This window comes from Ruegeria sp. BHSC223, from assembly GCF_059613025.1.
In genome coordinates, this window is sequence record NZ_JBXWRR010000002.1 from 662,337 (window position 1) to 684,737 (window position 22,401).

Annotated in this window: 17 protein-coding genes and 1 tRNA gene; 8 read left to right on the plus strand and 10 right to left on the minus strand. The window is 61.0% G+C overall.

All coding sequences use genetic code 11. The features are described from left to right. Nucleotides 1-94: 94 nt before the first annotated feature. Genes gltB through AC2FNY_RS07355 form a run of 3 tightly spaced genes read right to left on the minus strand, consistent with a single transcriptional unit; the run spans nucleotide 95 to nucleotide 6,549 of the window. Nucleotides 95-4,627: a glutamate synthase large subunit gene (gene gltB, locus AC2FNY_RS07345; protein ID WP_496802069.1), complete on the minus strand. Its 4,533-nt coding sequence runs from the start codon at nucleotides 4,625-4,627 to the stop codon at nucleotides 95-97. Further along, nucleotides 4,624-5,061: a GFA family protein gene (locus AC2FNY_RS07350; protein WP_234139957.1), complete on the minus strand. Its 438-nt coding sequence runs from the start codon at nucleotides 5,059-5,061 to the stop codon at nucleotides 4,624-4,626. The genes gltB and AC2FNY_RS07350 overlap by 4 nt, the downstream gene beginning before the upstream one ends. 54 nt (nucleotides 5,062-5,115) lie before the next feature. Beyond that, nucleotides 5,116-6,549, minus strand: coding sequence for an NAD(P)-dependent oxidoreductase (locus tag AC2FNY_RS07355; RefSeq protein WP_496802070.1), 1,434 nt, complete (start codon nucleotides 6,547-6,549; stop codon nucleotides 5,116-5,118). A 231-nt stretch (nucleotides 6,550-6,780) separates the two neighbouring features. On the opposite strand from AC2FNY_RS07355, the gene AC2FNY_RS07360 reads away from it, so the two are divergent. Then, complete coding sequence (locus tag AC2FNY_RS07360; protein WP_496802071.1) at nucleotides 6,781-7,584, plus strand: undecaprenyl-diphosphate phosphatase; 804 nt, start codon at nucleotides 6,781-6,783, stop codon at nucleotides 7,582-7,584. Here the strand turns inward: AC2FNY_RS07360 and AC2FNY_RS07365 are convergent, their stop codons facing one another. Next, nucleotides 7,585-8,568: a complex I NDUFA9 subunit family protein gene (locus AC2FNY_RS07365; RefSeq protein ID WP_496802072.1), complete on the minus strand. Its 984-nt coding sequence runs from the start codon at nucleotides 8,566-8,568 to the stop codon at nucleotides 7,585-7,587. A 203-nt stretch (nucleotides 8,569-8,771) separates the two neighbouring features. On the opposite strand from AC2FNY_RS07365, the gene AC2FNY_RS07370 reads away from it, so the two are divergent. Both AC2FNY_RS07370 and AC2FNY_RS07375 read left to right on the plus strand, forming a co-directional pair. Continuing rightward, nucleotides 8,772-8,858, plus strand: a tRNA-Leu gene (locus AC2FNY_RS07370). A gap of 200 nt (nucleotides 8,859-9,058) precedes the next feature. Continuing rightward, complete coding sequence (locus tag AC2FNY_RS07375) at nucleotides 9,059-11,476, plus strand: GcvT family protein (RefSeq protein WP_496802073.1); 2,418 nt, start codon at nucleotides 9,059-9,061, stop codon at nucleotides 11,474-11,476. A gap of 92 nt (nucleotides 11,477-11,568) precedes the next feature. Here the strand turns inward: AC2FNY_RS07375 and AC2FNY_RS07380 are convergent, their stop codons facing one another. After that, nucleotides 11,569-12,456, minus strand: a complete 888-nt coding sequence (locus tag AC2FNY_RS07380) for a LysR substrate-binding domain-containing protein (protein ID WP_234139962.1) — start codon at nucleotides 12,454-12,456, stop codon at nucleotides 11,569-11,571. A gap of 184 nt (nucleotides 12,457-12,640) precedes the next feature. On the opposite strand from AC2FNY_RS07380, the gene AC2FNY_RS07385 reads away from it, so the two are divergent. Then, on the plus strand, nucleotides 12,641-14,011 hold the full coding sequence (locus tag AC2FNY_RS07385; RefSeq protein WP_496802074.1) for an MmgE/PrpD family protein: 1,371 nt from the start codon (nucleotides 12,641-12,643) through the stop codon (nucleotides 14,009-14,011). A gap of 337 nt (nucleotides 14,012-14,348) precedes the next feature. Here AC2FNY_RS07385 and AC2FNY_RS07390 read toward each other — a convergent pair whose 3' ends face one another. The 5 genes from AC2FNY_RS07390 to AC2FNY_RS07410 form a co-directional block, all read right to left on the minus strand. Continuing rightward, nucleotides 14,349-16,589 (minus strand): hypothetical protein, encoded by a 2,241-nt coding sequence (locus AC2FNY_RS07390; RefSeq protein ID WP_496802075.1) that lies wholly within the window; start codon nucleotides 16,587-16,589, stop codon nucleotides 14,349-14,351. Next, nucleotides 16,589-17,458, minus strand: coding sequence for a flagellar motor stator protein MotA (gene motA / locus AC2FNY_RS07395; protein ID WP_234139965.1), 870 nt, complete (start codon nucleotides 17,456-17,458; stop codon nucleotides 16,589-16,591). The genes AC2FNY_RS07390 and motA overlap by 1 nt, the downstream gene beginning before the upstream one ends. 63 nt (nucleotides 17,459-17,521) lie before the next feature. Further along, nucleotides 17,522-18,112: a MotE family protein gene (locus AC2FNY_RS07400; RefSeq protein WP_496802076.1), complete on the minus strand. Its 591-nt coding sequence runs from the start codon at nucleotides 18,110-18,112 to the stop codon at nucleotides 17,522-17,524. After that, nucleotides 18,109-18,525 (minus strand): hypothetical protein, encoded by a 417-nt coding sequence (locus AC2FNY_RS07405; RefSeq protein WP_496802077.1) that lies wholly within the window; start codon nucleotides 18,523-18,525, stop codon nucleotides 18,109-18,111. Before AC2FNY_RS07405 ends, AC2FNY_RS07400 begins: the two co-directional genes overlap by 4 nt. A gap of 9 nt (nucleotides 18,526-18,534) precedes the next feature. Continuing rightward, complete coding sequence (locus AC2FNY_RS07410) at nucleotides 18,535-19,041, minus strand: flagellar basal body-associated FliL family protein (RefSeq protein WP_234139968.1); 507 nt, start codon at nucleotides 19,039-19,041, stop codon at nucleotides 18,535-18,537. Nucleotides 19,042-19,159: 118 nt separating this feature from the next. On the opposite strand from AC2FNY_RS07410, the gene fliF reads away from it, so the two are divergent. From fliF to fliP, 4 genes are read left to right on the plus strand one after another with little or no spacing between them, the layout of a single operon-like run. Further along, on the plus strand, nucleotides 19,160-20,764 hold the full coding sequence (fliF, locus tag AC2FNY_RS07415; protein ID WP_234177866.1) for a flagellar basal-body MS-ring/collar protein FliF: 1,605 nt from the start codon (nucleotides 19,160-19,162) through the stop codon (nucleotides 20,762-20,764). Continuing rightward, nucleotides 20,764-21,354 carry a FliH/SctL family protein gene (locus tag AC2FNY_RS07420; RefSeq protein WP_496802078.1) on the plus strand — a complete coding sequence of 197 codons (591 nt, stop codon included), beginning with the start codon at nucleotides 20,764-20,766 and terminating at the stop codon, nucleotides 21,352-21,354. Before fliF ends, AC2FNY_RS07420 begins: the two co-directional genes overlap by 1 nt. A gap of 1 nt (nucleotide 21,355) precedes the next feature. Beyond that, entirely contained in the window at nucleotides 21,356-21,640 is a 285-nt protein-coding gene (locus tag AC2FNY_RS07425; RefSeq protein WP_234139971.1) for a FliM/FliN family flagellar motor switch protein, read from the plus strand. Continuing rightward, nucleotides 21,637-22,380 carry a flagellar type III secretion system pore protein FliP gene (fliP, locus tag AC2FNY_RS07430; RefSeq protein WP_234163575.1) on the plus strand — a complete coding sequence of 248 codons (744 nt, stop codon included), beginning with the start codon at nucleotides 21,637-21,639 and terminating at the stop codon, nucleotides 22,378-22,380. The genes AC2FNY_RS07425 and fliP overlap by 4 nt, the downstream gene beginning before the upstream one ends. Nucleotides 22,381-22,401 lie beyond the last annotated feature (21 nt).

Here is a 22,401-nt window from a genome sequence, read left to right on the forward strand (position 1 = left end):
GACTCCGGTGCAAACAAAAACGACCGAGCCGCATCAACAGCCCGGTCGTATCGTTTTTCGTTCCGGTATGGCCCGCCAAAGGGCCGCTTACCGATTACTCGGCGGGCATCGCCAGGCTGTCGAGGCTCAGCGGGTGAGGCAGCTTGTTCAGCATTTCCTTGGGGCAGACCTGAAGGAAATTGCCCTTCTCGATGTCCCAATGTTGCAGGATATGGGCCGCCTTGGCGCTGCGGGTCTCCTCGGCGTGACGCTCGATCAGCGCTTTCAGCTGCGCTTCCCAATGGGCCACCGTCACCGGACAGGTGACCAGTGTTTCCATGTTCATAAGAAGCTGGGCCTGACCCTCGGGATCATAAAGATAGGCCATACCGCCGGTCATCCCGGCGCCAAAGTTGGCACCGATGCCGCCCAGGATCACCGCGACACCGCCGGTCATGTATTCACAGCCATTGGTTCCACATCCCTCGATCACCACCTTGGCGCCCGAGTTGCGCACGGCAAACCGCTCGCCCGCACGACCCGCCGCAAAGAGATACCCATCGGTCGCGCCGTACAGCACGGTGTTGCCGATGATCGTGTTCTCGTCTGCCTTGAGCGGGCTGATCTGCGGCTGGCGCACCACGATAGTGCCGCCCGACAGACCCTTGCCGACATAGTCGTTTGCATCGCCCGAGACCTCGATCTTGAGGCCCGGCGCCGCGAAGGCACCCAGCGACTGGCCCGCCGAGCCGCGCAGTTTGACATGCAGGTGGTCGGGTTGCAGATCGTTGCGCATGCCGAACCGCTTGACGATATGGCTCGACACGCGGGTGCCGACTGTCCGGTGCGTGTTCTGCACCGAATAGCTCAGCTGCATCTTCTCGCCATCCTCCAGGAAGCGCGCGGCATCGCGCACGATCTCGGCATCCAGCGTGTCGGGCACCGCATTGCGCGGCTTGGCCCGGTCATAGACGATCTCGGACGCCCCATCGACCGTGATCAGCAGCGGGTTCAGGTCCAGATCGTCCAGATGGGCCGAGCCACGCGACACCTGTGCCAGCAGGTCGGCACGCCCGATCACCTCGTCAAGGCTCCGCGCCCCGATCGAGGCGAGGATTTCGCGCACTTCCTGGGCATAGAAGGTGATCAGGTTCACCACCTTGTCGGCATTGCCGGTGAACTTGGCACGCAAGGATTCGTCCTGGGTGCAGACGCCCACCGGGCAGGTGTTCGACTGGCACTGACGCACCATGATACAGCCCATCGCGATCAGCGCGGCGGTGCCGATGCCGTATTCTTCGGCCCCCATCATCGCGGCCATGACAATGTCGCGCCCGGTGCGCAGACCGCCATCGGTACGCAACGTGATCCGGTCGCGCAGGTTGTTCATCGACAGAACCTGATGCGCCTCGGTCAGGCCCATCTCCCATGGCAGGCCCGCGAACTTGATCGAGGTGGCCGGTGATGCACCGGTGCCGCCATTGCCGCCCGAGATCAGGATGATGTCGGCCTTGGCCTTGGCCACGCCGGCGGCGATGGTGCCAACCCCGGACGAGGCCACCAGCTTGACCGTCACCTTGGCGCGCGGGTTGATCTGTTTCAGGTCATAGATCAGTTGCGCCAGATCCTCGATGGAATAGATATCGTGGTGCGGTGGCGGCGAAATCAGCGTCACGCCCTTGGTCGAATGGCGCAGCCGCGCGATCAGGTCAGTGACCTTCATGCCGGGCAACTGACCACCCTCGCCGGGCTTGGCCCCCTGCGCGACCTTGATCTCCAGCTCTTCGCAATGGTTGAGGTATTCGGCGGTCACGCCAAAGCGGCCCGATGCCACCTGCTTGATCTTGGCGGACGGATTGTCACCGTTGGACTCGGGCACGAAATGCGCCGGATCCTCGCCACCCTCGCCGCTGTCCGATTTGGCACCGATCCGGTTCATCGCCACGTTCAGCGTCTTGTGCGCCTCGGGGCTGAGCGCGCCCAGCGACATGCCCGGCGTCACGAACCGCTTGCGGATCGAGGTGATGCTTTCGACCTCTTCGATCGGCACCGGCTTGCCCAGCGGCTTGATGTCCAGCAGGTCACGAAGGTGGATCGGCGGATTGCTCTGCATCTTGGCCGAATACTGCTTCCACAGCTCGTAAGAGGCGCGGTTGCAGGCCATCTGCATCATGTGCATCGAGGTCGCTTCCCAAGCATGGGTCTCGCCCGACTTGCGCGCCTTGTAGAACCCGCCGATGGGCAGCACGTCCAGACCGCTGTCCCAACCCTTGGCATGGATCTCTTCGGCCTTGGTCTGGATGCCCTTGATGCCGATGCCCGAAATACGACTGGTCATGCCGGGGAAATACTCGGCCACCATGGCACGGCTTAGGCCCACGGCCTCAAAGTTCAGACCGCCACGATAGGACGACACGACCGAGATCCCCATCTTGGCCATGATCTTCAGCAGACCCTGGTCAATCGCCTCGCGATAGCGCGCCATGTTTTCGGTCAAACTGCCATCCAGCAAGCCGCGATTGATGCGGTCGGCAATCGAATCCTCGGCCAGATAGGCGTTGACCACGGTTGCACCGCAGCCGATCAGCACCGCGAAATAATGCGGGTCGATACATTCCGCAGACCGGACGTTGAGCGAGCAGAAGGTCCTGAGACCCTTGCGCGTCAGGTGGCTGTGCACCGCGCTGGTGGCCAGGATCATGGGCATCGCCACCTTGCCCGGTCCGGAATACTGGTCGGTCAGCAGCAGGTGCCCGGCGCCGGAACTGACGGCCTCTTCGGCCTCGGAACGGATGCGCGCCAGCGCATCGCCCAGCCCGCCCGAGCCTTGAGCAAAGCTACAGTCGATCTCGACCAGCGGCGCATTGAAGTTCTTTTTCAGCGTCTCCCACTGGGCGTTGCCGACAAAGGGGCTCTCGGCCACGATGATCTCGGTCTGGCTGCTATCCTCGTCCAGCACGTTCTTGAGGTTGCCGAACCGCGTCTTCAGGCTCATCACCCGGTATTCGCGCAGGCTGTCGATGGGCGGGTTGGTCACCTGGCTGAAGTTCTGCCGGAAGAAATGGCTGAGCGGACGATACTGTTTCGACAGCACCGCGGCGGGCGTGTCATCGCCCATCGAGGCGAGCGCCTCCTTGCCATCCTCGGCCATGGGCGCAAGGATCTGCTCCAGTTCCTCGATGGTGTAACCGGCCGCGATCTGCCGCTTGCGCAGCTCCTCACCGCTGAACAGCGGCTTCTCCTCGACATCGCCAAGCTGGTCTTCGAGATTGTTGATCTTGCCGACCCAATCACCAAACGGGCGCGAACCCGCCAGTTTGTCCTTGAGTTCGCGGTCGTGGTAGAGCCTGCCCTTGGCCATGTCGACGGCGATCATCTGGCCCGGACCCAGCGCGCCCTTTTCGACCACGGTTGCCTCGTCGGTGGGCACCATGCCCGCCTCGGACCCTGCGATCAGCAGGCCATCACCGGTCACAACATAGCGCATCGGGCGCAGCCCGTTGCGGTCGAGACCACCACAGACCCAGCGGCCATCGGTCATCGCCAGCGCGGCAGGGCCGTCCCAGGGTTCGATCACCGAGTTGCAATAGGAATACATGTCGACCCAGGCCTGCGGCAGTTCGACCGCCTGCTTGGACCAACTCTCGGGCACCAGCATGGTCTTGGCCATGGGCGCGTTGCGCCCGGCGCGCACCAGCACCTCGAACACCGCGTCCAGCGCCGCCGAATCCGACGACCCACCCGGAACGATGGGTTTGATATCCTCGGCCTTTTCCCCGAAATAGGACGAGGCCATGCGGATTTCGTGGCTCTTCATCCAGTTCAGGTTGCCCTTGAGCGTGTTGATCTCGCCGTTATGGGCCAGCATGCGGAACGGCTGAGCCAGCCACCACTGCGGGAAGGTGTTGGTGGAGTAGCGCTGGTGATAGATGGCAAAGGCGGATTCGAACCGCTCGTCCATCAGGTCGGGATAGAACACCGCCACCTGCTCGGCCAGCATCATACCCTTGTAGATGATCGACCGGCAGCTGAGCGACGCCAGATAGAGCCCGGCAATACCCGCAGCCTGCGCCGCCTTCTCGATGCGGCGGCGGATGACGTAAAGCTCGCGCTCAAAGGTCTCCTCGTCCACGCCCTTGGAGTTCGAGATCAGGATCTGCTCGATCTCGGGCCGGGTTGCGTTGGCCTTTTCGCCCAGACAAGTCACATCGACGGGCACATGGCGCCAGCCATAGATGAAATAGCCCATCCGCAGGATCTCGGTCTCGACGATGGTCCGGCAGCGTTCCTGCGCGCCGAAATCGGTACGCGGCAGAAAAACCTGGCCCACGGCCACCAGCTCGTTCATGCGCGGCTCGTGACCGGTGCGCCGGATCTGGTCGTAAAAGAACGGAACCGGGATCTGCACATGAATGCCGGCGCCGTCGCCGGTCTTGCCATCGGCGTCAACCGCGCCACGGTGCCAGACCGCCTTGAGCGCGTCGATCCCGGCCTCGACCACCTTGCGGCTGCGCTTGCCGTTCACCGAAACGACCAGACCCACCCCGCAGGAGGAATGCTCCTCTTCTTCGGAATAGAGACCGTTTTCGGCCATCCACTTGCGCTTGGCTTCTTCGGCCCGCACCCAATCTGCGTCATATTTGGTCATTGGCTGTCTCCTTGATCAGGAAGGGCATACATGGCTTCGACCTCGGCTTGGGTCATCTGCCGGCGTTCGCCCGCGAACGCATAGCCCTCGGGCTTCTTGTCGATATAAAGTTCCAGTTTCAGGGCGTTGCCGCCCGCATTGTCGAACAGGCCGGCCGCCATCTGCGTCTGGCCGTGCATCTCTCCGGCCAGCGTGATCCGGTACCACAGCGCCGATCCGCATCTGCCGCAGAACGCGCGCTCGGCCCAGTCGGACGAGCCGTAGACCTTGACCGGACCCAGCGCCGCATAACCCGGTTCGACCGGAAAGCTGACATAGGCGCTGCTGGTCCAACGGCGGCACATGTCGCAATGACAGGCGCCCAGCGCGTCGCGCGCGGGGGTGGCGGTGATGGTCACCGCGCCGCACATGCATTCTCCGTGAAGTTCCGTCATCGCGGGCCTCGCCAGGTGTCGTGAATGGGTCGCTTCGTTTGCTGCCGCGGCGGCTTACTCAGCCGCCATGGCGGTCTTGGCGCCAAAGCCCTCCAGGATCGCCGCGGCACAGTCGCGCCCGTCGCGGATCGCCCAGACCACAAGGCTGGCACCGCGCACGATGTCGCCCACCGCATAGACGCCCTCCATGTCGGTGGCGCCGGTGCGGAACGCGGCCTTGACCGTGCCCCAACGGGTGACCGGCAGGTCGGGCTGACCGAACAGGGTGGGCAGGTCCTCGGGCTCGAATCCCAGCGCCTTGATCACCAGATCGGCCTCTTCGACATAATCGGCGCCCTCGATCACCTCGGGCGACTGGCGGCCGCTGGCGTCGGGCTGGCCCAGGCGCATCTTCTGCACCATGACGCCGGTGACCTTGTCATCACCCGTGAACCCCTTGGGCGCCGACAGCCATTCAAAGACCACGCCTTCCTCTTCGGCGTTCTGGGTCTCGCGCTGGCTGCCCGGCATGTTGGCCCGGTCCCGGCGATAGAGGCATTTGACGCTGACAGCCCCCTGACGGATCGCGGTGCGGACACAGTCCATCGCGGTATCGCCACCGCCGATCACCACCACGCGCTTGCCATCGGCATTCAACCGGCCATTGTCGAAATCGGCAACTTCGTCCCCAAAGCTCTTGCGGTTCGAGGCCGCCAGATAGTCGATCGCCTTTTCGATCCCGCCCAGACCGCTGCCCGGCAGCGACAGGTCACGCGACTTGTAGACGCCGGTTGCGATGATCACCGCATCATGGGCGGCGCGGATCTCGGCGAACTTGGCGGCGTCCACATCGCAGTTCAGTTCGAACCGAACCCCGCCATCGGCCAGCAACCGGTTGCGGCGCTCGACGATGTCCTTTTCCAGTTTGAAGCCCGGGATGCCGTACATCAGCAGGCCCCCGGCCCGGTCGTACCGGTCATAAACCGTCACCTGCACACCTGCCTGACGCAGCATGTCAGCGGCGGCCAGACCACCGGGGCCCGCCCCGATGATGCCCACGCTTTCGCTGCGCTCGGCCACCGGCGAGGCGGGCTTGACCCAACCCATGTCCCAGGCGGTGTCGGTGATGTATTTCTCGACCGCGCCGATGGTCACGGTGCCATGGCCCGACTGCTCGATCACGCAATTGCCTTCGCACAGGCGGTCCTGTGGGCAGATGCGGCCACAGATCTCGGGAAAGGTATTGGTGGCCTGGCTGGTCTGGTACGCCTCTTCCAGACGCCCCATCGCCGTCAGACGCAACCAGTCGGGGATGTTGTTGTGCAACGGGCAATGCGATTGGCAATAGGGCACGCCGCACTGGCTGCACCGGCTGGCCTGTTCGGCGGCCTTGGCGGCGGCATACTCGGCATAGATCTCGTGAAAATCCTCCTTGCGTACAGTGGCTGCACGCTTTTCCGGCATGTCACGTTCGATCTGCACAAATTTGAGCATCGGTTGCTTGGCCACGGGTCGGACTCCACGTTTTCGCTATTCGGCGTTTTCGTATCCTAGCGTGGATCGAAATAAAAGTCACTTTTGCTGACCTATTTTTAATTTTTTTGCTTTCGGTAGCGCCGCTGCGGTCAGAAACGAGGATTTTTAGGTATCGACCCGGACCTAAATAGAAACTTTCCTTTTCCAATACCATAGTTATACCCATTCTGGCCAACCGGATCGCACGGAAATCACCGAACACCCATGTCCCTGTTTCACTTGATTCTGGTCGCTCTCATCCAGGGCATAACCGAGTTCCTTCCGGTCTCTTCCTCAGGTCACCTGATTCTGCTGCCGCAACTCTCGGGCATGCAGGACCAGGGACAGACCATCGACGTTGCGGTTCACGTCGGCACGCTCTGTGCCGTGGTCCTTTATTTCTGGGCCGATGTCCGCGACGGCCTCTCGGGCCTGCCCCGCGCCCTGACGGGCAAGACCGACACACCGGGCGCCCGGCTGGCCATGGGGCTGATCGTGGCGACGATTCCCACCGTGATCGCGGGCGCGCTGCTGCACTTCACCGGGCTCAGCGATGCCTTGCGCTCGGTCGCCGTGATCGGCTGGACCATGCTGGGCTTCGGGCTCGTGCTGTGGTGGGCGGATCGCACCGGCCCGCAACTCAAACACACGGCCGACTGGGGTATCCGCGACGCGCTAGTCATGGGTCTGTGGCAGGTTCTGGCGCTGATCCCCGGCACTTCACGCTCGGGCATTACCATCACCGGCGCCCGGCGGCTGGGCTATGCGCGCGGCGACGCCGCCCGAATCTCGATGCTGATGTCGATCCCGACGATCATCGCCTCGGGTGTGCTCTTGGGGGCCGAAGTGGCGGTCACCGCCGATGCCCAGACGGCGCGCGACGGCGCCATCGCCGCCGTGTTCGCGTTTGTCTCGGCCCTGTTGGCGCTCAGCCTGATGATGCGCCTGCTGCGCACCGTAAGCTTTACACCCTATGTTATCTACCGCGTGGCGCTGGGGATCGTGTTGCTGGCGATCGCCTATACCTGATCAGGCACGCAGGTTCCGGGCCGAGGCCTGAATCTCGTCATACTGGCCATTGGGGCGGAATTTCCACAGATAGGTCGGCAGGATCGTATCCATCGGCTCGGGCATGATACCCAAGTCCGCAAAGCCCTTGGCACCTTCGCTCACCACATTGTCGCGGCGCAGGTTCTTCAGCTGGTCGCGGGTCAGGATACCGTTCGGGAACAGCTGGAAGCTGACGAACTTGGCCACATCCAGAATCCCGGCCATGATCCGTGCGGCAAAGAAGGGCAAGCCCAGAATGATCCGCTTGCGATGGATGACACCCAGCATCCGCTGCATCAACGCGCGGAAGGTTTCGACATCCGGCCCGCCAAGCTCGTAGACACCGCCGGGCGCCTGGCCCAGCACGCCCTTGACCGCGGCACGCGCCACATCGTCCACATAGACCGGCTGGAACCGGGTATCAGCCCCGACCACGGGCAGGAACGGCCCGAACCGGGTCATGCCGGCAAAGCGGTTGAAGAACTGATCTTCGGATCCGAAGATCACCGAAGGCCGCAGGATCATGGCATCGGGCATATGGCGCAACACGCCCGTCTCGCCCAGCGCCTTGGTACGGGAATAGTCGCTGTCGCTGTCCGCATCCGCGCCAATGGCCGAAACGTGCACCATGCGGGTGATGCCCTGTTCGGCAGCGATCCGCGCGATGCGCTCGGCGCCTTCGGCCTGCACCGCGTCAAAGCTGTTGCGGCCAAGCTCGTTCAGGACACCGACACAGTTAACCACCGCATCGGCGCCGCGCATTGCCTGCGCGACCGAATTGTCGTCGCGCAGGTTGCACAAGACCGGTTCCACCTGGCCCACTGCGCCATAGGGTTTGACATGCATCGCCTCGTTCGGGCGCCGCACCGCCACGCGCACGCGCCAGCCCTCCTTTGCCATGCGCCGCGCGATATAGCGGCCCACGAATCCCGATCCGCCGTAAATCGTGACCAGTTTGGACATCAGAGTGGCTCCTGCTGACTTGGCTGTTGCTCCGATCTACCGTCCCAAGGCGCGCCAAACAAGGCGCAATAGTGCCGCGCAACCCGAGTCCACCCTGGTTTCGGCATGGGGCTGCAGGGGGCGGTTCAAAAAACTTTTGCAAAACCGAAAAAATCCGGTTGACGCTCCTCGCGGCTAGGCTTAAACGCCCCCTCACGACACCTGCCCAGGTGGCGGAATTGGTAGACGCGCTGGCTTCAGGTGCCAGTGACCGCAAGGTCGTGGAGGTTCGAGTCCTCTCCTGGGCACCATATCTTCCCTGAAAAAATCGTTTTGGTTCAACGTCCTGCAAAGGGCCCATAGACCTGCACCAAAGCTGCGCCCGGTGTTTTGGGCGACCGCTGTCTGAGCAAGCAAAACGAAAACCGGCTCCTGCACATCAAAAATTTGGCGGGTGGTGCGCGTCGCCTCCGGCTAGGGTTTCTGAACTGGCAGAACGGAGATCCGCCCCATGAAAACCCATGCTCAGGCCGTCGTGATCGGCGGCGGCCTTGTCGGTTGCTCGATCCTTTATCACCTGGCCAAGCTGGGATGGCGCGATGTCGTCTTGCTGGAGCGGGACGAGCTGACCAGCGGATCGACCTGGCATGCGGCCGCGAATATCCACGGGCTGCATGACAACAACAACATTACCCGTATCCAGCATTACACGATGAACCTGTACAAGGAGCTGGAGAAGGAGACCGGGCAGGGCTGCGGCGTGTTTCAGGCGGGCTCGCTCTATCTGGCGCAGACCGAGGCGCGGGAACATCAGCTTCGGCTGCAAGAGGCCAAGGCGCGGTATTACGGGCTGAACTTTTACGAGATCGACAAGGACCGGGCCAAGGCACTGCACCCGCTGGCGCAGTTCGACGATATCCGCTGCATCATGTACGAGCCCGATGGCGGCAACGTGGACCCGTCGGGCGTGACCTATGCCTATGCCGCCGGAGCCCGCGCCATGGGCGCCACCATCGAGCGATTCTGCCCGGTGATCGGCACCGAGCCCCAGCCCGATGGCAGCTGGATCGTGCGCACCGAGAAGGATGACATTCACACCCAGTGGGTGGTCAATGCGGCGGGTCTGTGGGGGCGCGAGGTTGCGGCGCTGGCGGGGATCACCCTGCCGCTGCAACCGACCGAACATCAGTATTTCGTGACCGAGGCCATCCCCGAGGTGGCGGCGCTGGGGCGTCGCCTGCCGTCGATCGCGGATCGGGACGGCGAATACTACTTCCGGCAAGAAGGCAACGGGTTGCTGATCGGCGCCTATGAAAAGGACATGAAGTTCTGGGCCGAAAACGGCACGCCGCTGGATTTTGCCCATGACCTGTTCCCCGACGATCTGGACCGGATCATGGAAAACGTCATCCGCGCCACCGAGCGGGTTCCGGTGGCGGCAACGGCGGGGGTCAAGCGGGTGATCAACGGGCCGATGATCTGGTCGCCGGATTCGAGCGCCCTGTGGGGACCGGTGCCGGAACTGCGCAACTATTTCGTCTGCGGCGGCATCATTCCGGGCTTTTCGCAATCGGGGGGTCTGGGCCTTTTGGCGGCGCAATGGATGATCGAGGGCGAGCCGCAATACGACATGTTCGCCTGGGACCTGGCGCGGTTCGGCGACTGGGCCGACAAGAAATTCACCAAGGCGCGGGTGCAGGACCAGTATACCCATCGCTTTGCCATCCATTTCCCCAACGAAGAGCGCAGCGCCGGGCGCCCGGCGCGGGTGCGCCCGGCATACGAGATGCAAAAGGAGATGGGCGCGGTGTTTGGATTGAACTGCGGCTGGGAGCATCCGCTGTGGTTCGCCGACCGCCCCGGCGTGAGTGAGACCGTGGGCTTTACCCGCCAGAACTGGTGGGAGCCGGTGGGCCGCGAGGTTCGCATGCTGCGCGAACAGGTGGGCGTGATCGACATCTCGAACTTTGCCAATTACGAGATCAAGGGGCCGGGTGCCCGCGACTGGCTGGACCGGCTGGTGGCCAACCGGGTGCCCACTGTCGTGGGCAGATCCTGTCTGACGCCTTTGATCGGCGTCCGGGGCGGGATCGCGGGCGATTTCACCATCACCATGACGGGCGAGGATGCCTATATGATGGTGGGCTCGGGCATGGCCGAACGCTATCACCAGCGGTTCTTCAACATGGTGGATTTGCCCGCGGGCACCACGTGCGAGGTCGCGACCAACCGCATCGCGGGCTATAACGTGGCCGGACCCAAGGCGCGCGACATGTTGCAGCGCCTGACCAATGCCGACCTATCGAACGAGGGCTTCCCCTTCATGCGCTCGGCCACGATCGAGGTGGCGGGTGTGACCTGTCTGGCGATCCGGGTCAGTTTCACCGGCGATCTGGGCTGGGAGCTGCATTGCGCCGAGGGGGATCAGGTGAGGCTTTACACCGCGCTGGTTGCGGCCGCGCGCGAGATCGGCGGCGGGCCGGTGGGCAGCCGCGCACTCGGGTCCTTGCGCATCGAGAAGGGCTATGGGTCCTGGGGCCGGGAATACAGCCCGGAATACTGGCCGCAGGAAGTGGGACTGGAGCGGCTGATCAAGGCGGACAAGGAGTTCCTGAACAAGGCGGCCTGGCTGAAGATCAAGGACAATCCGGTGCGCGAGGTGCTGTCGGTCTTCGAGATCGAGGCCGCGCATGGGGCGGACGCGAGTGGCGGTGAGCCGATCTTTACCCCAGACGGAAGGCCGGTGGGGCGGGTGACCTCGGGCGCCTATGGCTATTCGGTGGGCAAGTCGCTGGCCATCGGCTATGCCAACCCGGCGGTGGCGAAACCGGGCGACGTGCTGGAAGTGTTCCTGTTGGGCAAGCCGCACAAGGCGGTGTTGCTGGCCGAACCGCCATTCGATCCGGCGGGGGCGCGGTTGCGCGGGTGAGCCTTGTGCCGATCCGGTGCGCAAGTGGCCGGGTCGGAATTTGAGTATTTTCGACCAGAAAGAAGCTGGATCGGTTTTTGCGCAGGCGGCGGTCAGCCCTCCATCCGGGCGGCCGCGTCGAGCAACCAGGATTTGAACAGGCGGACCGAGGGCGTTGGCGTGCGGCTTTTGAACCGGGCGCAATAGACCCAAGGGTTGCGGATGTCGGTCTGGAACGGTTCGATCAATTCGCCCTGATCCAGATAGGGGCGGGCAAGCACGCGCGGCAGGGCGGCGCAGCCGAGGCCCTCGGCCGCCAGGCGGGCGGCGAGGGAGGAGACATCGGTCTTGTGCCCGCCGGTGGCCTCGAAGATCTTGATGCCGAAATGGCGCGCCATCAGCTCCCAGTAGATCGGGCGGCCGAGCACCTGGATCCGGCGTGCGCGCACCAGCTGCGCCGGGTCGGTCAGGGGCTTGCCTTCAACCCGGAAATCGGGGGCGCAGACGAGAGCCAGCCGTTCGTCCCAGAGTTGCGCCGCGCCATCGGGGATGTCATCGGTGTGGTCCATCGTGATCGAGATGTCGGACACGTCCTGTTCCACATCGGTCCAGACGGTCCCATGCACGGTGACCAGGATATCGGGATGGGTGAGGTGAAAGTCGCGCAGCACGCCGGCGAGCCAGACCGAGGCCAGGCTGGTGGGGCAGGAGATCACCACCTCGCGCCGCCGCTTCTGGGACAGCAGCGCCTCCGTCGCGACGTCGATTTCCTGAAGGGCGTGGCGGACCGAGGGGAGATAGGCCTCTCCCACCTCGGTCAGGGCCAGCGCGCGGGGAAGGCGGACGAAGAGCGGGCGGCCGATATATTCCTCGAGTGAGCGGACATGGTTGCTGACTGCCGATTGGGTGCAGTTCAGTTCCTCGGAGGCAGCGGTGAAGCTCAGGTGGCGGGCGGCGGCCTCGAACGAGCGCAGGAAGGTGAGATGCGGCAGGTGTTTCATGGCACCAGTCTATTGCCGGTTGGCCCGGTTGCGGCAAGCCCTGTCCTGCCCGGCCGTGTTCAAAGCAAAACCATACGGGGCAATAAAATATTTGGGGCAAAGGCCCCGGCATTTTTGCGTGTGGTGGGGCAGGCAAGCGTCTAGCCTTGGCGTCGGAGACGCCCCTATGGGCGAAGGAGGCCCGATGACCGCACTGACGAGCAAACCCCTCTCTACCTTTGACCGGATCGCCGATTTCGCGCTTGACCGCGCTCCCGGTGACATACCTGCCAGCACGCTGGAGGCCGCCGCACTGATGGCGCTGGATACGCTGGGGATCGTTGCTGCGGCGAGCCCTATGGAGGCGGGCGTGATTGCGCGGCAGACCGCGACCCTGCTCTATGGCAGCTCCGATCCGGCCCATAGCGCGCGCATGATGTTCGACGGGCGGCGCGTCAGTCTGGCGGGCGCGGCCTATGCCGCCGCCACCCAAACCGACAATCTGGATGGACATGACGGGTACAACCCGACTAAGGGGCATATCGGTGTCGTGGTGATCCCGACCCTGGCGACATTGGCGCAGCATCTGCCTGATCTGTCCGGGCCCGAGGCGCTGGCCGCAATCACCGTGGGATACGAGGTGGCCGGGCGCGCGGGCATCGCGTTGCATGCCACGGTCAGCGACTATCACACCTCGGGCGCGTGGAACTGCCTGGGCGTGGTGGCGATGGCGGCGCGGCTGCGCGGGCAGGGGCGCGAGGCGATGCGGCAGGCGCTGGGCATTGCCGAGTATCATGGCCCCCGCAGCCAGATGATGCGCGAGATCGCGACACCCACGATGCTGCATGACGGCTCGGGCTGGGGCGCGATGGTCGGGATGTCGTCGATGATCCTTGCCGAGCACGGGTTCACCGGCGCACCCGCGATCACTATGGAGGCGCCTGAGGCCACGCCCTATTGGGAGGACCTGGGCCAATTCTGGCAGATGGAGCGCCAATATGTGAAGCCCTATCCGATCTGCCGCTGGGCGCATGCGGCCATTGACGGGGTAAGGCAGGTGATGCTGGACCACCAGCTCTCGCACCCCGATATCGCGCAAGTCCATGTGAACAGCTTTCATCAGGCGGCCTGCCTCTATCAGGGGCTGCCACCAACCACCGCGATCGCGCAATACTCCCTGCCCTTTCCGGTCGCTGTGCATATCGCCTATGGGCGTATCGGGGCCGAACATGTCGCCGGAACCGGTTTGACCGATCCACTAGTGGCTGAAATCATGCAAAGGATCACGGTGAGCGAAGACCCGCGTCACAGCAGCCGGTTTCCAGCCGGTCGATGGGCAGATGTCGAGATCACTACGACCGATGGGCGCATACTGAAATCTGGCGATATCAATGCTAGAGGTGGACCCGAAGCACCGATGCCCCGGGCAGAGCTCGTTGACAAGTTCATGGAATTCGCCGCGCCGAGCCTCGGAGCTGAGCGATCCGCGGCGTTGCGCGACGCTACTCTCGCCCTCACTGATCCTCAAAGCCGGTTCTCCGACGTGATGAAGCATCTGTTCGATCCGATTGGCTAAACCACCTGCAGAAGGAAGGTTAAATTCAGACATTGTTTTCGCAGCGTGAAACGCCCAAGCTATTTTGTGCAGCCGGAGGTCAGGGAGGCCAAGCCCTGCCGCTAGCTTTCATTGTACGATATGTCTCAATTTGGAGAGACGCCAATAATTATGGATGCTTCAAGGGATCTGTCAGATTTCTTGGGGTCAAGCCCCCAACAACAACGTCACTAGAGAACCCTTATCCCCGGAAAAAACGCACGCTAACCTATTTACCAGAAGACACGGCTTTGTCGGGCGCTGCCTCTGCATAGCGAAGAACTCAGATATCGGGCCAAGTATCCACGACCGGTCGCATTCACTGAAGGCGATCCAACAAGATACCAATCTGATCGCGTATCCGCGTACTGTCATCGACCAGTTCGCGCGCAGCGGCAAGAGGCGTTGCGGCGGATGGTTTTCTCTCTTCCAGCAGGGCTTGCCCCATCAGATGGATCCCGCCAAATCGAGTTTCTTCACCTCCTGCGATGGGCGCATCGGCGCCAGCCAGCCAAATGTACCGGCTCGCCGCATCAAGATCACCAGCTCTCAACAGCGCCTCAGCCGCCTGTTCCAGCGCTCCCGCCTCGCTCATCGCTTCGGCACGCAATCGTTCGGCTTCGGCCCCGCTGGTACTTTCAAGCTCCAACAGCGCTCGATGGGGGCGTCCCATACCAAGCGTGGCGCGAGCGATGATTTCCGCACGGGCTCCTCGAGATTTGCGGTCCTGCGGTCGATCGGCATATCGGAGTGCATCCTCAAAAAAGCCCAACTCGATCAATCGCTGCGCAACCAAAGTCGCGGTATCCGCCTTCACGGCGATAAATAGATCGCTATCAAGCATCACTACATGGCGCAGAAACGTGATATTGCTTGCATGGGACATGATCCGCTTGACGATACGATCAACCGTTTCCTGCCAGATTTCGGATCTGCGATCCTGACCGGGTTCAGCTAGCGCCCCAATTGCTTCATCGAATTGCGCAGAGAGAGCGAGCGCGATCACATATGCTGTTTGAACTCGAGGCCCGATCTCTGATCTGCGGAATTCGTGCAAGTACGAGGCGGCCAACAGCAACTCCTGCGGGGTGATATCGCCACCTTCGGACCAACGCTTTTCAATCAGGTCGACCAACGCAAGCGGGGCGTGGGTCGGAGCGGATGCGTCCTCGATAACCGCCTTCAGCTTCTGCTCTCGTATGTCGGGTTTGTTGTTCAGCCCAGCAATCTTGGCCTCGACAACAGCGATGGCCGCTTGGTCCCCTTCATTTATCCGTTCAGCCGCACGAACCAATTGATGGGCAGCGTCTGCAAAACCGGCATTGGCTAGATATTCTGCCAAAACCGGGCCCAGATAAGCTCGCAGATGCAAAGGTAGTCGCCCGTAGCTGCGCAATACCGCGTTGGTATCCGTTGCCTCAGATGCACTTTTTTCGCTGAGCACCGACCACATCGCCACATCATTGTCGCAACCCTGAAGGCCCGCCAAGGGATTTCCCTCGGGTTCCTGGCGCCCTTCTACCGCAGCGGCGAGCGCAGCAAGGAGCTTGTGCTCCGAGTACGAAGGCTTCAGAAGCTCAAGGGTGACAGAGGCTTCGTCGCCGAACCCGAAATGAAGGTAGAATCGCGCAAGCGCAAGCGCGGCCCGAGCATCGACCTTGTCAAACTCACCAAATAGCCCATCGCGCAAATCTGCATGTTGGGTGCTGAACGGCCTGTTATCCGCCCACTCCCCTACCGCCAACTGCTCGTCTTCGATGCAATGTTGAACCGCGGGCAGGCTGGTGTGCCCCTCACGCGCCGCATGCAAATCACGATCAACAACTGTCGTGACTCGCAAGTTCGGCAATCCTAGTCCTTCGGTAAGTGTTTCGGTCAACGCCGCTTGGGCTTCTGTCGACCCTCTTTCGGTCCCCGGCTCGTCTCGAAACCTCAGCGCCAACACTTCCTGATCGACCCCCCGCAAAATACGAGAGTAAAGCCTGTTCTCCACAGCTCTCTCTCCCGCCAGTGGAACCGGGATATCCAGGAACGCTTGATGACGGCGCGCGTCAGCGATGAGCAGTTCGGTGTCCTCAGTAAGCGCGATTTCTGCCACCCGATCCTCAACAGCGTGATCTTGCGGCGCGGAGACGGCGCCCTCCGCCCGTACATCCAACACCTGATCCCGCACCAACGGAAGCCTGAGCCGGGGGCTGTCGGCAGGCCGGTCACGAATATCGATCACAAGCAATGTGCCAGACTGTACAAAGGCTCGCGCCTCACAATCGCAGGCAAATAGCATCTCAAGAGGAGCGCCAATTTCTGACTGGCGCAATTCTTCTAGCCGCTTGCGTGGCACGCGTTCAAAAACAGTATCGTACTCAAACTTCAGGTCGGGCAGCGCGACTGTCAATTGCGACGATCGCACCGCATTTTTCAGGTTCCATTCAGTCCGAACGGGGATGCGTAACACGAGCCGCGTGAAATCCCCATGTTCTCCTGAGCGCACTTCAACCTCAGTTGCATCCACCGGCAACGCCGCAAGAAAGAACAACAAAGCCAACAGCACCCTAGCCATCAGGCAGCATCCTGCTTGACGTCTTTCAACGCCTGCTCGAGAGCGGCGAAACCAGGGCGGATGTGCGAAGGCGTGTTCTGCCGACCCACTTCGATACACATGGCCGCATTGTGATCGTGCAGATTGGCGACCAGCACCTCCTTGATCAGCAGATAGAAATGATTGTCCTCTTCAACGACGGCTTTGACCTTGGACGCAAATGGACCAACGAGACCATAGGCGAGGAACACCCCAAGAAATGTTCCGACCAACGCGCCGCCGATCAGCTTACCCAGTACCTCGGGCGGCTGATCGATCGAGCCCATGGTTTTGATCACACCCAGCACGGCCGCAACGATTCCCAATGCCGGCAACCCATCCGCAACAGTTTGAAGCGCATGGCTGGAATGCATCGCATGATGCAGGTTCGCTTCCATCCGTTTTTCCAGGACTTCCTCGACCTGGTGTGGATCGTCATAGTTCATCGCCGCCGACCTCATTGTGTCGCAGATCAAATCCACAGCTTCGCGGTCGGCCTGGATGCGAGGATATTTCAAGAACAGCGTGGAATTCGCAGGATCCTCGATATGTTGCTCTACCTCGACCGGATTCTGTCGCGCGATGCGGATGAGCGAAAAAAGAAGACATAGCAGGTCCTGGTAATCCTCAGGTTTCCATTTCGGGCCCTTGAATACCTTCCCTAAATCCTTGAGCGTGTGCTTTACTCCACCCATATCATTGGAAATGAGAAACGCCCCCGTCGCCGCTCCACCAATCATCATCATCTCAAATGGCAGAGATTTGAGGATGATCGTCATCTTTCCACCGGCGGCCAAATAGCCACCGAAAACCATCGCAAAGATCACAACGATTCCAAGAATGCCGATCATTTCCGCGCTCCACTCATTCCGGTTGAAACACGATTCAAGCAGGAGTTTCCTAATTTCTCGTTTTTATTCAGTAGGTACATTGGCATTTCGCCCTGCCAGAACGACACTGATGGTGTAGGCTACTTTGGGGGTTAGACCCGCCATGATATCCGCCGCCGCCTCAGGTCGCATCCGGGCCAGAAAACCCGCGGCAAAGCTTGCGTCCATCTCTTCAAACAATGCCGCAGATTCCTTGGGTTTCATCTTTTCATAAACTTCGGTCAGTCGGCTCAGATCGCTCTCGGCAGCGACGCTTGCTGCGGCAACAGTTTCGCGTAAATCTTCTTCGGCTTCGGCCAACTTGGCCAATTTCCGCTCGATTGCCACTTCTGCTATTTCCAGCGCGCGCATGCGTTCCAAAACGCGTGACTCACGTTGGTTCAGATCTTTTTCGCGCTGTCGCAGCGTAGCCAGCAGCGCATGAAGATCCGACTCGGCCAGTGCGCTGCGCTTTTCTTTGACACCCGCATTCTGAACTGGTTCCTCAACCACGTCGCGAGCAAGGGCGGGCCCAGCCTCGAGACCGATCCGGATAAGTGCGGATCCAATCATCAGCACCGAAATCAGCAGCAGCGCGCTTCCGCGACCAGAGGTCTCGCGTTTTTTACGTTTCATGGTGCGGCTCCACTATTGTTTCGGCCATGCCGCTTGAACATGACCCCCGCAGGCGCCTGTTTCTCCTCGTCTGCACGCACAGGTTTCAGTTCCTTTTCTACAGTTTTTGGCGGAGGTACCGTCGAAGCTGGCGGGACGTCATGCAACGACGCCATCATCAACTCAAGCCGTTGTGCAACCGCTTCGGCGCGCTCGCTGAGCGCACTCAAGGCAGCACCAGAACTATCTGACGCGTCTCGGGCCGACGCGAGGGTCTTGTTCAACTCGTCCACCTGCGACGAAAGAACCGCAACCGCACCCCCAACACCTTTTTCAAGGTTGTTGAACCGTTTCAAGCGGCGACCGAGCACAAAGCAATACAGACCGGCACCCAACGCACCGGCGACCAGAAGAATATCCGCAATCAGTTCCAAGGCACTCTCCTAGTTCAGTACGAATTCCATTACGAGCACGTCGTTGACACGCCCTTCGCCCGCGACAATGTTGATCCGCCGCTGCATGTGCCCGCGTAGGCGCGTCAGGGCCAGCGGATCGCTAAGATCATCGATCTCAACGGCGCGCAAATAACCGTTCAGCACATCAACAATGCGGGGCCTGATTTTCTCGACATCCGCCAGATAATGTTCGGGAACTTCCAACTGCGCATGAAATCTAAGGTGCCGCTGCCCGTTTTCTCTGAGCAGCGATACCATGATCGGCTGCAAATCGACAAAAGCGATATCCGGCAGCTGATCTGGCAACTGGGCACCATAGGAAACGCCCGCCTCAGTATCACTTTCGACAGGATGGGCGCCCAAGCGAATCGTCCCCGAAGCCGTGGCGAAGTACCCAGCGCCTGATCCGGCAAGTGCCAGAACTAATCCAATAACTAGGCTTTTCTTACCCGGTTTCTTTTCTAGTTCGACTTCATCGGCGGTTGTGTCCGTCATGCCGTCCTCGTTCTTGGTTCAAGAACCTTACTAGCCCGACAGGAACTAACCGATTGTTAAGGCCAATCGGTGAAACAGGAGGAGTACCGCGCAGAAAGTCGGCGAGACGGAGGTAGACGTGCAGCAGATAAGAAATGTCTGGGCAAGTTTGGACAAGAAGAGACAATTCATCGTCATCGGTGCTGTTCTGGCGATGTTTCTCGGCGTTATGGGGCTGACCAGAATTGCCGGGACACCGAACATGCAGCTGCTCTACGCAGGGCTTGAGAACGGCTCGGCGGGGGAGGTCGTGCGTTCGCTGGAGCAACAAGGTGTTTTATTTGAGGTGCGCGGCGGATCGATCTATGTACCGGTTGCACAGAGGGACGAGTTGCGCCTGACTCTGGCGTCCGAGGGGCTACCTGCAAACGGTGGTCGAGGGTACGAGTTGCTCGATTCGCTCAGCGGTTTTGGTACCACATCGCAGATGTTCGATGCTGCCTATTGGCGCGCAAAGGAAGGTGAATTGGCCCGTACCATCGTGGCTAGCCCACATGTAGCTCAGGCGCGGGTACATATCGCCAACAGTTCGTCCAGCCCGTTCCAACGCAACATAGCACCGACCGCATCCGTATCGATCGTCCCTTCGGGCTCAGAGGTGACGCCGGCACAGGCAAACGCGATTCGCTATCTTGTCGCCTCGGCAATTTCTGGGATGGCCGCCGACGGGGTTACCGTGATCGATTCAAACGGAAACGTTATCGGCCCGCTTGAAACCCCGAACTCAAGTAACTTCGAGGAGCGCTCGCAGCAGATGCGAGAGCGGGTTCTACGACTGGTCGAAGCACGGGTCGGACGCGGCAATGCAATTGTCGAAGTGAGCGTTGATGCGGTGACCGAAACGGAATCGATCCGCGAGCGCCGGCTGGACCCCAATGGCCGTATCGCCATCAGTACCGATATCGAGGAGCGATCTGACGCGTCCAAGAATCAATCCTCAGATGTCACGGTTGCCTCCAATCTACCGGACGGAGACGGATCGGTTGGCGACGAATCCAACTCGAGCACCAGCGCCACGCGCGAAAGGGTGAATTACGAGGTCTCGGAAACCGAAACAGAGATCCTACGCGCGCCCGGCGCCATCAAACGGCTGAGCGTGGCTGTCCTGGTCAACGGTTTGCCAGGCGCCGCGGAAAATGGAAGCAGCCAGTTCACGCCACGCCCAGAGGAAGAGCTGTCCGCTCTGCGGGAATTGGTGGAATCGGCGGTAGGGTTCGACGAAACTCGTGGCGACGTGATCACACTTAAATCCATGGAACTCCCGGAGATTGAACCGCAGGGAACTCTGGCCAGCAGTTCGATGATGCAAGGGTTGAGATTTGACATGATGTCGCTGATCCAGATGGCAACTCTAGCATTGGTCACGCTGGTTTTAGGCCTCTTCGTTGTTCGACCGATCCTGAGCAAACCTGTTGGTTCGCCGCAACTTCTAGCGGTGGCACAGCCTTCGGATGGAGCCACCGCGGAAGCTGCGATCCCTACACTGACCGGCGAGATCGACGACGGGAGCCCAGGGCTGGCTCAGCTTTCCAACGCGAATCCAAAGACGCGCGGCGGGGTACCTGCCCTAGCGGGGGTTGGGAACACTCCTGTGGAGCGCCTCCGCGCGATGATCGGTGACAAACAGGAAGAGACGATAGAGATTCTTCGCGGTTGGCTTGAAGAGAATGAGGAAAAAGTCTGATGACCATCGCGCATCTTCTAGAAGACTTCGAAGTCAATCTGATGGATCCCAGCAGAGTTCGGCTTATGGACGAGGATACGTTGGAAGAGTACCGCCTTGCGGCCTTCGAGCAAGGCTACTCTGCCGGTTGGGACGATGCCGTATCCGCCCGATCCGAGGCGCAGGATCAGCTAAACGCCACCCTGGTGCGCAATCTCGAGGATCTGTCTTTTACCTATCACGAAGCGCTGAGCCAGATGACCCACAGTCTGGAACCGATGTTCGAGAGCTTGGTTGGAACGGTGCTACCGAAAACGATGAAACGCAGCTATACCCACCATATCGTCGAACAGCTGAAAGCCATGGCTCGCGAGCAGGTTTCGCAACCGGCGCTCCTCATCGTTCCATCAGGGGTGAGCGCTTCGCTCAAACCAATCCTTTCAGAGGAATTCTCTTTCCCCGTTCAACTGGTCGAAGAATCATCGCTTCCCGCCGGGCAGGCCTGTCTACGAATCGGGACTGCCGAGCGCGACATCGACTGTTCGGCACTTCTGAGTTCGATCAACGAGGCAATAAAGTCCTTCCTGCATCAGGCCAAAGAGGTATCGTGACATGAGCGACCCGCAAAAACCGACCGAACCAAAGAACCCCTTCAATTCGGTACCGATCGAGATCACCGTTTCGGTCGGGCGCGCGCGACCGCTGATCCGGGATCTGATCGGACTTGGCGAGAATGCCGTCCTCACCCTCGACAAACGTGTGGAGGATCCGGTCGATCTCTATGTCGGCGACCGGCTGGTGGCGCGTGGCCAGCTCGAAGAGTTAACCGGAGAACAAGCGGGTCAGCTTGCCGTGCGGTTGATCGAAATCTCGGATCTGGCCTACGACTTGGGATGAGGCCCGTCATACCTGTTTTGTTGGTCATAACGCTGCTGACCGGTGCATTTCTTGCGGGGCCGGCGGTCGCGCAGGACATTTCCCTTTCGCTGGACCAAGGTGGCTCGGTGTCCGCCCGAACGATACAGTTAATCCTGCTGATTACCGTGCTCAGCCTGGCGCCCGGGCTGGCCATCATGATCACCTGTTTCCCCTTTCTGGTAACAGTTCTGGCAATCCTGCGTCAGGGAATCGGATTGCAACAGTCGCCACCCAACATGCTGATTGTCAGCTTGGCGCTATTCTTGACCTATTTCGTAATGGAGCCCGTGTTCACGGAAGCTTGGACAACAGGCATCGCGCCTATGATGGCCGAAGAACTGTCACTGGAACCAGCGCTGGAAAACGCAATCGCGCCCTTCAAAGGGTTCATGGCCGCCAGGCTAGATGCGGACACCTTTTTTGCCATGGCCAGTTTACGGCCTGACGGTGCGGCGATGGCGGCGACTCCTGACGCTCCACTCTCGGTTCTGGTGCCGTCCTTCATGCTCTCCGAGATTGCACGCGCGTTTCAGATAGGTTTTCTGGTGTTTCTACCCTTCCTGATCATCGATCTGGTGGTGGCCGCAGTGCTGATGTCGATGGGCATGATGATGGTGCCGCCAGCGACCGTTTCTCTCCCTTTCAAGCTGGCCTTCTTTGTGCTTGCGGATGGCTGGTCACTTATCGCTAGCGCGCTGGTTCGTAGCTACATTCCCTGAGCAAGTATCCGAAACACCTCT

Excerpts from the sequence above, each read along its gene's own strand:
- gltB (WP_496802069.1), bottom strand. The coding sequence starts at position 4,627 with ATGACCAAATATGACGCAGATTGGGTGCGGGCCGAAGAAGCCAAGCGC.
- fliP (WP_234163575.1), top strand. The coding sequence starts at position 21,637 with ATGAGGCCCGTCATACCTGTTTTGTTGGTCATAACGCTGCTGACCGGT.
- AC2FNY_RS07420 (WP_496802078.1), top strand. The coding sequence starts at position 20,764 with ATGACCATCGCGCATCTTCTAGAAGACTTCGAAGTCAATCTGATGGAT.
- AC2FNY_RS07360 (WP_496802071.1), top strand. The coding sequence starts at position 6,781 with ATGTCCCTGTTTCACTTGATTCTGGTCGCTCTCATCCAGGGCATAACC.
- AC2FNY_RS07375 (WP_496802073.1), top strand. The coding sequence starts at position 9,059 with ATGAAAACCCATGCTCAGGCCGTCGTGATCGGCGGCGGCCTTGTCGGT.
- motA (WP_234139965.1), bottom strand. The coding sequence starts at position 17,458 with ATGATCGGCATTCTTGGAATCGTTGTGATCTTTGCGATGGTTTTCGGT.
- AC2FNY_RS07350 (WP_234139957.1), bottom strand. The coding sequence starts at position 5,061 with ATGACGGAACTTCACGGAGAATGCATGTGCGGCGCGGTGACCATCACC.
- AC2FNY_RS07390 (WP_496802075.1), bottom strand. The coding sequence starts at position 16,589 with ATGGCTAGGGTGCTGTTGGCTTTGTTGTTCTTTCTTGCGGCGTTGCCG.
- AC2FNY_RS07400 (WP_496802076.1), bottom strand. The coding sequence starts at position 18,112 with ATGAAACGTAAAAAACGCGAGACCTCTGGTCGCGGAAGCGCGCTGCTG.
- AC2FNY_RS07410 (WP_234139968.1), bottom strand. The coding sequence starts at position 19,041 with ATGACGGACACAACCGCCGATGAAGTCGAACTAGAAAAGAAACCGGGT.
- AC2FNY_RS07365 (WP_496802072.1), bottom strand. The coding sequence starts at position 8,568 with ATGTCCAAACTGGTCACGATTTACGGCGGATCGGGATTCGTGGGCCGC.
- AC2FNY_RS07380 (WP_234139962.1), bottom strand. The coding sequence starts at position 12,456 with ATGAAACACCTGCCGCATCTCACCTTCCTGCGCTCGTTCGAGGCCGCC.
- AC2FNY_RS07385 (WP_496802074.1), top strand. The coding sequence starts at position 12,641 with ATGACCGCACTGACGAGCAAACCCCTCTCTACCTTTGACCGGATCGCC.
- AC2FNY_RS07425 (WP_234139971.1), top strand. The coding sequence starts at position 21,356 with ATGAGCGACCCGCAAAAACCGACCGAACCAAAGAACCCCTTCAATTCG.